The sequence below is a fragment of the Pseudomonas putida genome (assembly GCF_050989985.1).
Classification (GTDB): Bacteria; Pseudomonadota; Gammaproteobacteria; order Pseudomonadales; family Pseudomonadaceae; genus Aquipseudomonas; species Aquipseudomonas putida_AI.
In genome coordinates this window covers 6,296,292-6,308,739 of sequence record NZ_CP158815.1, presented here as the reverse complement: position 1 = coordinate 6,308,739, position 12,448 = coordinate 6,296,292, and the positions used below count along the sequence as shown (strand labels likewise).

General features: G+C 58.8%; 11 protein-coding genes. 10 read left to right on the top strand and 1 reads right to left on the bottom strand.

The window, feature by feature from the left end:
- The first annotated feature begins 39 nt into the window (after nt 1–39).
- The 8 genes from ABTV29_RS28825 (at nt 40) to ABTV29_RS28790 (ending at nt 8,720) form a co-directional block, all read left to right on the top strand.
- Complete coding sequence (locus ABTV29_RS28825; RefSeq protein WP_433767921.1) at nt 40–375, top strand: YceK/YidQ family lipoprotein; 336 nt, start codon at nt 40–42, stop codon at nt 373–375.
- Between the two features lie 165 nt (nt 376–540).
- Nucleotides 541–2,298 carry a carbamoyltransferase family protein gene (locus ABTV29_RS28820; RefSeq protein WP_433767920.1) on the top strand — a complete coding sequence of 586 codons (1,758 nt, stop codon included), beginning with the start codon at nt 541–543 and terminating at the stop codon, nt 2,296–2,298.
- Entirely contained in the window at nt 2,282–3,412 is a 1,131-nt protein-coding gene (locus ABTV29_RS28815; protein WP_433767919.1) for a glycosyltransferase, read from the top strand. Before ABTV29_RS28820 ends, ABTV29_RS28815 begins: the two co-directional genes overlap by 17 nt.
- Nucleotides 3,412–4,308 carry an antimicrobial resistance protein Mig-14 gene (locus ABTV29_RS28810; protein ID WP_433767918.1) on the top strand — a complete coding sequence of 299 codons (897 nt, stop codon included), beginning with the start codon at nt 3,412–3,414 and terminating at the stop codon, nt 4,306–4,308. The genes ABTV29_RS28815 and ABTV29_RS28810 overlap by 1 nt, the downstream gene beginning before the upstream one ends.
- 8 nt (nt 4,309–4,316) lie before the next feature.
- Nucleotides 4,317–5,717 (top strand): PIG-L deacetylase family protein, encoded by a 1,401-nt coding sequence (locus tag ABTV29_RS28805; protein ID WP_433767917.1) that lies wholly within the window; start codon nt 4,317–4,319, stop codon nt 5,715–5,717.
- Nucleotides 5,718–5,800: 83 nt separating this feature from the next.
- Entirely contained in the window at nt 5,801–6,757 is a 957-nt protein-coding gene (locus ABTV29_RS28800; RefSeq protein WP_433767916.1) for a glycosyltransferase, read from the top strand.
- 58 nt (nt 6,758–6,815) lie between these two features.
- Nucleotides 6,816–7,577 carry a glycosyltransferase family 2 protein gene (locus ABTV29_RS28795; RefSeq protein WP_433767915.1) on the top strand — a complete coding sequence of 254 codons (762 nt, stop codon included), beginning with the start codon at nt 6,816–6,818 and terminating at the stop codon, nt 7,575–7,577.
- Nucleotides 7,578–7,625: 48 nt separating this feature from the next.
- Nucleotides 7,626–8,720: a glycosyltransferase gene (locus tag ABTV29_RS28790; RefSeq protein WP_433767914.1), complete on the top strand. Its 1,095-nt coding sequence runs from the start codon at nt 7,626–7,628 to the stop codon at nt 8,718–8,720.
- On the opposite strand, the gene ABTV29_RS28785 is transcribed toward ABTV29_RS28790, so the two are convergent.
- A complete protein-coding gene (locus ABTV29_RS28785) occupies nt 8,709–9,320 on the bottom strand; it encodes a toluene tolerance protein (RefSeq protein ID WP_433767913.1) in 612 nt (203 codons plus the stop codon). The genes ABTV29_RS28790 and ABTV29_RS28785 overlap by 12 nt on opposite strands.
- A gap of 110 nt (nt 9,321–9,430) precedes the next feature.
- Between ABTV29_RS28785 and ABTV29_RS28780 the strand changes: the two genes are divergently transcribed.
- Nucleotides 9,431–10,603, top strand: coding sequence for an O-antigen ligase family protein (locus ABTV29_RS28780; RefSeq protein ID WP_433767912.1), 1,173 nt, complete (start codon nt 9,431–9,433; stop codon nt 10,601–10,603).
- A gap of 15 nt (nt 10,604–10,618) precedes the next feature.
- A complete protein-coding gene (gene msbA / locus ABTV29_RS28775; protein ID WP_433767911.1) occupies nt 10,619–12,424 on the top strand; it encodes a lipid A export permease/ATP-binding protein MsbA in 1,806 nt (601 codons plus the stop codon).
- Nucleotides 12,425–12,448: the final 24 nt, after the last annotated feature.

The following is a 12,448-nucleotide window of genomic DNA, read 5'->3' as shown; positions in this document are numbered from 1 at the left end:
CACGATGCTAGTTTGCCCTTCGCTCACGGAGGACAGGCTTTGACTATAAGAAAAGCAGTCGCATCAGGTGCCATCTCACTCACTCTGACGGGTTGCGGGACCGTCGCAACGGTGTTGCAGGACGACGCAGCAGCAGCCCAGGGCCTTCGCCGACAAAAAACCTACTGCCAGTCCATCCCCCGGGTCTATAGCGGCCTGGCCTACGATTTTTGTGTATTGAACGCGCCGCCCGACCCCACAGGAATCCTCGTGCCATTTGTTTTGCTGGACCTGGCGCTGTCCGGCGCACTGGATACTGCCGTCTTGCCGTACACGATTTATCGGCAAAGCACGGATGGCAACATCCGTATTTATTGGCGGCCCGCAGGCGGATAAACAATACCAGCGCCACCACCGCGCCCTCTTGCCGCTTGCAGCTAGCAGCTTGCCGCTGCTTTTAAGCTATAATCCCGCCCTTTAGCTGCCCCACGCTCCCGGCGAGGGCACATCATTTTTGAGGCGCTTGAGCGCCTGCATGCAGACTAAAGAGGCTAGACCCCTGTGGCATTGACGATTCTTGGCCTGTCCGGCGCCCTTAGCCATGATCCTTCCGCAGCCTTGTACATCGACGGCAAGCTGGTCGCGGCGGCTGAAGAAGAGCGCTTCGTGCGCGATAAACATGCAAAGAACCGCATGCCCTATGAATCGGCGAAGTTCTGCCTGGAACAGGCCGGCATCAAGCCTTCCGACGTTGACGTGGTAGCGATTCCGTTCGCGCCGATCAGCCTGTTCGGCAAGGCGCGCTGGCAGTACGCCAAGCGTTACTGGTACGCCCCGGACCGCGCCCTCGACGCGATCCTGATGGGCAACCGCCGCTACAAACGCTATCGCAACAAGATCGTCTGGTGCCTGGAGCAACTGGGCTTCGATCCGAAGAAGATCAAGATCGAGCCGGTCGAACATCACCTGGCTCACGCCTCCAGCGCCTACCACTGCTCCGGTTTCAAAGAGAAAACCGCGATCCTGGGGATCGATGGCAAGGGTGAATACGCCACGACCTTCTTCGGTTACGGTCAGAACGGCAAGATCCACAAGATCAAGGAATTCTTCGATCCGGACTCCCTCGGCGGCCTGTACGGCGCGATCACCGAGTTCCTCGGTTTCGACATGCTCGACGGTGAGTTCAAGGTCATGGGCATGGCGCCGTATGGCGACGCCAGCAAATACGATTTCTCGCGCCTCGCTTCGTTCGAAAACGGCGAGCTGGTGATCAACACCGACTACGCCAACGTGATCGGCCTGCGTCGCTATAAAGAGAAGGGCAAGGGTTACTACTTCTCGCCGAAGCTGATCGAGTGGCTGGGTCCAAAGCGCGAAGGCGACATCGCCGATGAGCCTTACATCCACTACGCCGCCAGCATTCAAGCGCTGTTCGAAAAAATTGCGCTGCAGATGATCGACTACTATCTGGGCGACATACTCAAGGAAACCGGCAAACTGGCCTATGCCGGTGGCTGTGCGTTGAACGTCAAACTGAACCAGAAAATCATCGCTCGTGATGACGTCAAGGAGCTGTTCGTACAGCCTGCATCCGGCGACGCCGGCACTGCGGTCGGTGCCGCGGCCTATGTGTCCCACGCCCGCGGCGTCCCGGTCGAGAAGATGGAACACGTCTACCTCGGCCCGTCGTACAGCAACGAAGACGTGATCGCCGCCTGTGCCCGTCACGAGAACAAGCCAACGTGGCGCAAGCTCGACAACATGCCGGAGCAGATCGCCAAGATCATGGTCGACGGCAACCCGGTGGCCTGGTTCCAGGGTCGCATGGAATTCGGTCCGCGCGCGCTGGGCGGTCGTTCGATCATCGGTTGCCCGAGCGTGGCCGGCGTGGCCGACCGTATCAACCATCAGATCAAGTTCCGCGAGCGCTGGAGGCCTTTCTGCCCGTCGATGCTCGACACCGTCGCGCCGCAGATGATCAAGATCGACCACCCGGCGCCATTCATGACCTTCACCTTCGAAGTGGCGGAAGAGTGGAAGACCCGCGTGCCGGAAGTCGTCCACGAAGACGGCACGTCCCGCGCCCAGGTGCTCAAGCGCGAATACAACCCGCGCTACTACGACATGATGAAGGCGCTGGAAGTCCTGACCGGCAATGGCGTGTCGCTCAATACCTCGCTCAACCGCCGTGGTGAACCGATGATCTGCTCGCCGACGGACGCCTTGAACATGTTCTTCGGCTCCGATCTGCAGTACCTGATCATGGAAGACATCCTGGTGGTCAAAGAGGGTGCGGACGCCTATGACACGCTCGGCTGAACGCCATGTGCTGCAGTTCTGCCACGGCTATGACGGGCCGTTTCTGGACTGCGCCCGGCAGTACGCCAGCCTGTTCGCGGGGACCGGTTATCGTGTGACCACGGTGTTTCTGACCGGGGTTGCCGATGCCGAGGTCGCCGCGGGTTGCGCCTCCGATGAAGTGTTGTTCATGGAATACAGCTCCAGGGCCATTCGTGGCCTGAAGCTGGGCGCCATCGGCGATCTGCGCAAGATCGCCGCTTCACGCAATTTCAGTTTCTGCATCGCCCATCGCTTCAAGCCGATCTACATCGCCTTGCTCGGCACTTCGTTGCCGGTGATTGGCGTGCATCACGCGTTTGACGATTACAAGCGTGGTTCGCGCAAGCTGTTCGCGCATATTTTCCGCAAGCGACTGAGCCTGCTCGGTGTCTCCGATGCCGTGCGCGATGACATGCGCCGTTGCCTGCCGAAGTGGCCGGCGGCGCGGATTCAGACGCTGTACAACCGTATCGACGTACCGGCATTGCAGGATAGCCAGGTGACGGCGCTCGAGGCTCGGGAAACACTTGGTCTGGCGCCGGATGCCTGGATTGTCGGCAACGTCGGGCGCCTGCATCCGGACAAGGACCAGGCAACGCTGCTGGACGGGTTCGCCAAGGCATTGCCGGGTTTGCCGGCCAACAGTCAGTTGGTGATTCTCGGAAAAGGTCGGCTGGAGCAGGATCTCAAGGCCCAGGCCCGCGAGCTGGGGATTGGCGATCGCGTGCTGTTCCTCGGCCAAGTGCCTGAGGCGCGGCGTTATTTCCGTGCCTTTGATGTGTTTGCCCTGAGTTCCGACCACGAGCCGTTCGGCATGGTATTGCTGGAAGCCATGGCCGCCGGTGTGCCGTTGCTGGCCACTGCCTGTGGCGGGGCGAAGGAAGTGGTCGAAGGCGTAGGTATTCTTTTCCCGCTGGGCGATGCCGAACACCTGGCTCAAGGGCTGCAGCATCTGGCCGCGATGGATGCTCGGCAACGCCAGCAATGCGCCGAGCTGATGCTCGACCGTTTGCACGAGCGTTTCTCCGACCGCGCGGTGCGTGATGCTTTCTGGCATCTGCCGCACGTTATCGAACTGGCACCGAGGGGCTGATGCTCAACCGACTTCAAGGCTGGCGCGAACGCGGCTGGTCAGTGGCCGATGCTTCGACCTATGCCGAAACCTGGCAGCGCTATGGCGGCAGCGTCGCGACCCATCCCATGGTGGTCGAACGGCTGGCACAGTTGGCCGACATTCCAGTGCGATATCTGGCCTGGGAGCAGAACGGTGATATCATGGCGGCGATTCCGGCCTGGGGTCGTGACCTCGCCTTGTCCAAGGATGTGCTCAAGCGCAACGGTAAAAAGGGCCTGTTCGATCTTGGTAATGCCGAGATCATCTTGCCTGCCGCTGACAATGCCCAGGCGCCGCTGCGTCATCGCGGTCGTTACTTGTCGGCGCTGAATGAAAGCCGTTTTTCCGGTATCAAGTTGCAGGCTGAACAACTGGCCATGGCCCGCACGCCGGAGGAGCTGTCGAAGAAATTTCGCTACAACCAGCGCCGTGAACTCAGGTTGCTGGAAGAGGCGGGTGGCGTGGTTCGACCGGTCTCCGATTTCTCCGCTGCCGAGCTGGCGTCGATCTACTGTGACCTGTTCCAGCGTCGCTGGGGTTTTCCGGCCACGGGCGCCGCGCGTATGGCAGAGGTCATCGAGCTGTTGCGCGAACTGCTGATCGGTTCGGTGATTTTCCTCAACGATGCACCGATTGCGATCCAGCTGGTGTACCGCGTCGAGGCGCCGCAGTGGATCAGCGTCGAGTACATCAATGGCGGCGTCGACCCTGAAACCCGCGAGTTCAGCCCCGGCAGTGTGCTGAGCTTCCTCAACACCCAGGCAGCCTGGGAACATGCCCGGGCGCTGGACAAACCCTTGCGCTTCTCCTTCGGCCGCGCCGACCGGGAATACAAGGATCGCTGGTGCAATCCTGTGCCGGTCTACACCGTATGAGTCAGCCCATGAGCCGCAAACAACAATTGCTCAAGCGTCATCGACGCAATAAACGCATTGCGCTGTTGATTGCCTTGGCGTTGTTGATTGTCTGCGGTATCTGGGTGGCCTGGTGGTTGCCACCGGTGCTGGCGGTGCTGGGCTGGATTGCCCATGAGGCCTGGTTCGCCGACCACCTTTTCTATTCGCCGAAAGACGATTATCAGTACAACTTTCCACCCTATACACCGCAACCCAAGGTTCATCTGAACGGCGATCGCCTGCGACTGGACGATGGGGTGATGCTTGTCGACGACGCAACACTGGTGTTGGCGCTGCGGATCAAAAGTACCTGGCTGGGGCGCTTTCTCGATCCGGTGGTGGAGTTGTCCGGTGGTGAGAACCCGGATCGACAGACCTTCGAACGCGGCGTCAACGGCCTGCGTTATCTCAATCTCAGTGGTCAGGCACAGGTCTTGTCGCGAGGGGAGTTACGCTTGCGCGGGCGCTTTTGCCGACTGTCCGGCGAGCCGGTGCTGTGGGCGATCGAGCATCCTGACTACCGTCGGCAGCGGGTGATGGTCATTGCGCCCCATGCCGATGATGCGGAGCTTGCGGCCTACGGTTTGTACAGTCAGGCAAATGAGGCCTGGATCGTCACGCTCACCGCCGGTGAAATCGAAGCCGAGCACTATCAGCAAATGGGGCTGGGCAAAGTCGAGGCGGCGCGGCTCAAGGGTCGCTTGCGGGCCTGGGACAGCCTGGCCGTACCGCGCTGGGCCGGGGTGCCCGAAGCGCATTGCGTGCAGTTGGGTTATTTCTGCCTTCAGTTGGCTGCCATGCAAGCCTCACCCGCGCAACCGGTGGGTTCTCGTGAAGCGGATTTGAGCGACACGCGGTTGTTCCGTCAGTTGAACCCTTTTACCCTGCCGGGCGATGTCGATGGTGCGCCGACCTGGAACAATTTGCTGGCCGATCTGAGAGCGTTGATGCTACGGGCTCAACCTGAAGTGATCGTGTTGCCGCATCCGACCCTTGATCCCCATCCCGATCACATCTGTGCTCAACAAGCGGTCCTGGAAGCCCTGAAAGGGCTTGAATGGCAGCCGACCTTGCTGGGCTACGCCAATCACCTGCACGACAATGATCGTTGGCCAATGGGTGACAGTGGCACCGGTATTACTCTTGCGCCTGTGTTTGATCCAGCGGCCTCGCTGCATCCCTATTGCCTTTCGCTGACCGAGGTGCAACAGCATGACAAGGCCATGGCCTTGGGCATGATGCACGATCTGCAGCCCCGGGCACCGTTCAAGCGCCGCCTGCGCAGAGGGTTGCAGCGACTGTTGGCAGGGCGCTCCGGTTCGCCTTACGGCGAGAATGAGTTTTTTCGCAAGGCTGTACGTCGCCACGAACTGTTCTGGCGTTTGTAAGGTGTTTCGGGCCTGAAATTCGCCCGCGTCGGCGGGGATCATTTCAGGTGTTGCTCGGTTTGCCTGTTGCGGCAAGGAAGACGATGAAAGTTTTATTTCTGGTGCAGAAAGAACAGCGGGCGATTCTGGACCGTCTTTATGACGGCGTGGCGGCTCATTGTGAATGCGACCTGCGGTGGCTGAGCAGTGACGAGCAGCGCAATCTGCGTCGTTATTTCCGGCGTGAAGTCGATGTGTCACGGTATGACCGGATTGTGTTTTTCTTGCGCTTCAAGCAGGAAATCCGTCAGGTCGCCTTCATCCGCACGATCCCCAACCTGGTGATTCTCGAGCACGACGCTTACCAGAACTACATCCCTTGCAAGTACACCGGCAAGTTCAGCGCGCATTACCGCCGCTTGCCGTGGGCACGGGTGATCAGCTCCGGTTTCGTGGTCACCGAACGCCTGCGCCAGGAGGGTTTCGACGCGGTGTTCGTTCCCAAGGGATACGACCAGACACAGCTGGAAGATCAGGGGCGCGAGCGGGATATCGAACTGGCTTTCGTGGGCAGCACCAACAGCGTCGCCTACAGCGGTCGCAAGGCGCTGCTCGACGAGTTGGGGCAGGTCGAACCTTTGGTGGTGACGCGTACCAAATCCGGCGAAGAGTATCGCGACACCCTCAACCGCATTCGCTATTTCGTCAGTGCCGATGTCGGCATGGGCGAATTCATGATCAAGAACTTCGAAGCCATGGCCTGTGGCTGCGTATTGCTGGCTTACGATCAGGGGGCGGCGGAAAGCCAGGCCCTGGGTTTGCAGGATATGCACAACGTCGTGTTCTACCAGAGCATTGCGCAGCTTCAGGAGAAGCTGGCCATCTTGCGCAACGATACGGATCTGGCGCAGCGCATTGCGCACAATGGTCGCGAACTGGCGGTGAGCCAGTTCAGTTTTGCCCGCATCGGCCAGCGTATCGTCGAGGAGCTTGAACCTGCATTGCGCCCGCGCGCGCCGCTGAGTCTGCTCGAAAAAATCCGCCTGAAACTGGGTATTTGACAAGACCTGTCCAGCGCTTGATATTGCTGCGACTCTAAAAACAGTTACTGAGAATCAAGTGCGATTTTCCAACGAAAGTGACATTACATTTGTGGTCACAAGCTGTGGCCGCCTGGATCTGCTCAAGATTACTCTCGAGAGTTTCGATCGGTTCAATACAGCGCCCATTCGTGAAGTGTTCATCACTGAAGATGCGGGTGACGAAGGTGTGCACGCGGTTATTCCTGCTCATTGGAAGGATCACTGCACCGTGTTCGTCAACCGGCCGAAACTGGGTCAACTTGCCTCGATCGACCTGGCCTACGAACACACCAAAACGTCGTATGTTTTCCATTGCGAAGATGACTGGGAATTCTATCGCCCGGGGTTCGTGGAAGACTCCATGGCCATTCTTGAGGCGCGTCCTGAAATCCTGCAGGTATGGCTGCGCAGCTATAACCATGATCTACGGATTCACAGCCCTTACATCCGACTGGGTGCTCGGGAAATCGTCGGTGGCGTGGCCTGCTATCCATTGATCTCCGACAAGCCGGAGTGGCAGGGTTTTTCATTGAACCCTGGATTGCGCCGGATGAAGGATTACCGGTTGTGCGCGCCATTTACCGACTACAGTGGAGAGAAGGCGCTGTCACTGCGATACTCAGAGCTGAATTTGACAGCCCTGACGCTCGAAGCGGATGCGGTCATGCACACCGGCTTCGGTCTCCACGTGCAAACGTCGGTGGAGCGTCAACGCAAGGCACGCCGCAACCGGCGCGATCAGATCAAGTTCTTGTTGGCTTTGGCGTTGGGAGTCTGCATTGGCTGGTTCATCAACTAGGTACGCCGCAGCTTGTATCCAGAGACCTGTGCACTGGCTTTTCCCCCTATGAGTATTCTTAACGTGATGTGGGCCGGCGGTGCTCCGTTCGCCTCTACTCATAAAGTGCATCAGCAGATTCTCGCTCAGGCTTCGCCTTCCCTGCCGGTCAACACCTGGCTGCTTCAGGGCAGCGCATCCGAATGCAGGGTGACTGTCGGAGAGGTTCGGGAGTGGGGGTTGACCTCTGCGCAGTTGAAGGGACGGCATTTCTGGCGGTTGACCAGGCCGTGGATGCGGGCAAGGTTCAGGAATGCCCTCAAGGAAAGCGATGCGCGCCTGCTGCTGCTTGATGGCCTGGGTGTCGCGCGCACGATCGTGCCTCTTCTCGAGGCATTGCCGCAGGTCCGTGCGGTGGTGGTTTTTCATGGGTCGACTCGAGTGCATCCTGCTGATCGTGCGCTCTTTCAACAGATCCCGGCATCCCGGCTGACATTGGCAGCGGTGTCGAAAACCCTGGCGGAAAAACTGAGCGCAGACCTGCAGATTCCCGTAGTGACGTTGAGAAGTGCATTCGATCCCGTCGTCTTTCGATCCGCTCTGCTTGATCGAGAGCAAGCGCGTTCCCGATTGGGATTGCCCACGGACGATACGCCGGTGCTGGGGGCGGTGGGACGACTGGTGGCAGGAAAGGGGTTTGGCTGCCTCCTTGATGCGTTTGCTGCTGCATTGCACGAGCGGCCGCGTCTGCGGTTGGCGATTATTGGCGAGGGAGCGGAGCGGGCAGCGCTGGAAGCTCAGGTCGATGCTCGGGGGTTGCGAGACAAAGTCTCCCTGCCGGGCCACCTTGGTGACGCTGCGCAGCTTTACCGGGCATTCGATTGGGTCGCAATTCCTTCCTTGAGCGAAGGTCTGGGGCTGATCATGCAAGAGGCCGTAATGGCTGGCGTTCCCGTATTGTCCAGTGACCTGGCCGTGTTTCGGGAGCAGTTGGGAGCCTCTGGCTGGTATGCGCCCGTCGGTGATGTGAGCGGTTGGCACGCCGCAATCGTTCGAGCGTTTGACGTCTCTGCGCAATCGATCGCGACACAACAGTATCAGGCGCTGGGCCCCGAACAGGCCTGGCAGAGCTTCAGTCAAACCGCCCGTTCATTACTCCTGTGACGACAGCAGCGCCTGTTCGAGTGCCTGCATTGGAAAGCTCTCGCCGAGATTTTCGCGGGCGATGTAACGGGCGAAGTGCTGCAGGTTGCGCTTGACCAAATGCCGGGGCAGTGGCCCTCGAAGAAATCGCATGTCAGCCACATCGATAAGGCCCATGCGGTGCTCGGGTGTCACCACGATGTTGCCCAGATGCAGTGACCGAAAGTAAATCCCCGATTCATGAAGACTGCGTATCAGGCCTATCAGATCCGGGAGGGCCTGCTTCCAGTTGAAACCTTCCTTGTTGGCGATCTGACGCAAAGTTTCCCCTGGCAACGGCTGGTAGAGCACAGCTGTCATGCCTGGCGCTTGCAGCCGATAGAATTCCAGGACCTGCAAGGTCGGTACTCCGAGTTTTTGCAGTTCGACGGCATTATCGATGAAGCGTTTTGAATAGGGGCGAAACAGTGCCGATGAAAAAATACGCTTGCGGCGGAATAGTTTAAGAATATTCCCGTCCGGCAGCAGGTAGACTTTCGGCCCGTAGCTGTCGGCTTCCAGCACTCTGGCGCCGTCAACCATTTGATTTAAAGCGGCTTGCGGGAGCCGAGAACATTGCATCGTGGAAAGCCTTGTTGGAAGAACGGGGGCGCGGTAGCGGGCAATGATGCCGAAAAGTTTCAGCTTTAACCATGCCAGTTGGGTAGGTGAACTCTTTCAGGAGCAATTTGATGCACGAAAAACGCTGGGCGCAAACATGGATGTCGATAGGGTTGCTGTGGTTCCTGCTGTGTATCGCTGTTGCACCTACCAACAAAGTCTATCAGCAGGGGTTGGTTGCATTTCTCTGGTTGCCGACTTTGGTGTTCGCCTGGTCTGCGCGAGCCCGAGTGAAGGAAGTGATTCACGAGCAACGCTGGATCTATTTGCCGCTTCTCGGGCTGCTGGTGTGGTCACTCATCAGCCTTTCATGGTCGAGCGCGCACGACCTCAGTCGTGAACCCAAGCGTTTGTTGTACATCGTCGTGTTCCTGTTGTTCTTTCCGGTTTTCGCCAATGGCCGGCCCGATCGCGTGATTCGCATCATGCAGTGGGGAGGGATTGGCTTGGCGGCGGCAACGGTAGTCGCCATCGTCAAGTTTTACGTGATGACGGGCAACGCCTGGAGCGCGCGGGCTGAAGGGCTGGGCGAGTTGTCTCATCCGATTCTGGGGGGGTACGTCATCGGGCTGGCAGCGGTGTGGCTTTTGCTCTGGTCACCTCGCACCGGCTTGACTCAAGCGGCCTGGGCAGTAGCGTTGGCAGTGCTTGGGGCATTTGTGTTGCTTAGCCAGAGTCGTGGCGCTGGCCTGGCTCTGTTTTTTACGATACTTGCCATGCCGATCTGGTGCCGCGACCACCGCAGTCGCGTTGTCGCCGCGGCCGCTCTGGTCGTGGCGTTCCTGGCTTTCTGGTTTTTTGAATCGTATGTCACGGCTCGGGGGGTGTCATTTCGTCCTCAGATCCTGATGGCCAGTTTGCAAATGATCGCGGAGCATCCTTGGATCGGTTTGGGCCTTGGCAGCGGCTACAGGGTGTTCGCCGCCGATCAGTACTTTGACCATGCGCATAACCTGTTCTCCCATATAACCATCTTGCTGGGCATTCCGGGGTTGCTATTGTGGTGTGCGGTTTGGCTTGGTGTGCTGCGCGAGGCCTGGAAAGCCCGAGAGACATTTTATGGCAAAGGAATCATTGGCATCTGGTTGTTCTCGACCCTGGCAATGCAGTTCGACGCCGCCAGCATGAGTGGTACGCCGAGAGCTGAGTGGTTCATCAGCTGGCTGCCCATTGGCTTGGCCAGTGTTTTGGTATGGGCACGGGGCAATCCCGGCGCTTGTGATAAAATTTCGCGTTCTTCCTAATCAGTGAGCCCTACGATGAGTGATGCACCGCCTGACGCGGGACAGGATTCCAGCCTGAAAATCTATCTTCGGCTGTTGGGGTATGTAAAACCCTATATTGGCCTTTTCCTGCTGAGTATCGTGGGTTTCATCATTTTTGCTTCCACGCAGCCGATGCTGGCCGGGATTCTCAAATATTTCGTCGACGGCCTGAGCAATCCCGAAGCGGTGCTCTTCCCGAATGTCCCCTATCTGAAAGACTTGCAGCTGCTGATGGCCGTGCCGTTGCTGATCATCCTGATCGCGGCATGGCAAGGTTTGGGTTCGTTTCTTGGTAACTATTATCTGGCGAAGGTCTCGCTGGGGCTGGTCCATGACCTGCGTGTCGAGTTGTTCAACAAGCTGCTGGTTCTGCCCAATCGCTATTTCGATACCCACAACTCCGGGCATTTGATCTCGCGTATCACCTTCAACGTGACCATGGTGACCGGTGCGGCTACCGATGCCATCAAGGTGGTGATCCGCGAAGGTCTGACCGTGGTGTTCCTGTTTGCCTACCTGGTGTGGATGAACTGGAAGCTGACGCTGGTGATGCTGGCGATTCTGCCGTTGATCGCAATGATGGTCGGTAACACCAGCAAGAAATTCCGCAAGCAGAGCAAGAAGATTCAGGTCGCCATGGGCGACGTGACTCATGTCGCTTCCGAAACCATCCAGGGCTATCGCGTGGTGCGCAGCTTCGGCGGCGAGAGCTATGAAGAGCAGCGCTTTGCCGCCGCCAGCCAGGGCAACACTGACAAACAACTGCGCATGACCAAGACCGGCGCGGTCTATACGCCCATGCTGCAGTTGGTGATCTATACCGCCATGGCCGTGTTGATGTTCCTGGTGCTGTTCCTGCGCGGCGACGCCACCGCCGGTGATCTGGTGGCCTACATCACCGCCGCGGGTTTGCTGCCAAAGCCGATCCGGCAGTTGTCGGAAGTCAGTTCGACCATTCAGAAAGGCGTGGCCGGTGCCGAAAGCATTTTCGAGCAGTTGGACGTCGAACCTGAAGTCGACAACGGCACCGTCGAGCGCGAGCGCATCAACGGCCACCTGGACGTGCGCAATCTCAGCTTCTCTTACCCTGGATCCGACCGTGAGGTGCTGAAAAACATCAGCTTCTCGGCGGCACCGGGGCAAATGATTGCCCTGGTCGGTCGCTCGGGTAGCGGCAAGTCGACCCTGGCCAGCCTGATTCCGCGTTTCTATCATCACGATATTGGCGAAATCCTGCTCGACGACGTCGAAATCGAAGATTATCGACTGCGCAATCTGCGCCGGCATGTGGCGCAGGTCACGCAGCATGTGACTCTGTTCAACGACACCATTGCCAATAACATTGCCTACGGCGACCTGGCCGGCGCGCCTCGCGCCGACATCGAAAAAGCCGCCACCGATGCCTACGCGATGGACTTCATTTCGCAAATGCCTGATGGCCTCGATACCCAGGTCGGGGAAAACGGCGTGCTGCTGTCCGGTGGCCAGCGTCAGCGCCTGGCCATCGCCCGGGCTCTTTTGAAGAATGCACCGCTGCTGATTCTCGATGAGGCGACATCGGCACTTGATACCGAGTCCGAGCGTCACATCCAGGCCGCACTGGATCAGGTCATGAAAGGGCGTACCACGCTGGTCATCGCTCACCGTTTGTCGACCATCGAAAAGGCCGACCTGATTCTGGTAATGGACCAGGGCCAGATCGTCGAACGAGGCACTCACGCACAGCTGTTGGCGCAAAACGGCTACTACTCGCGCCTGCATGCAATGGGGCTGGATGCTCCGGCGGAAGACATCGCCTGATCGCCGTAACAGGGTGGGCCCGGC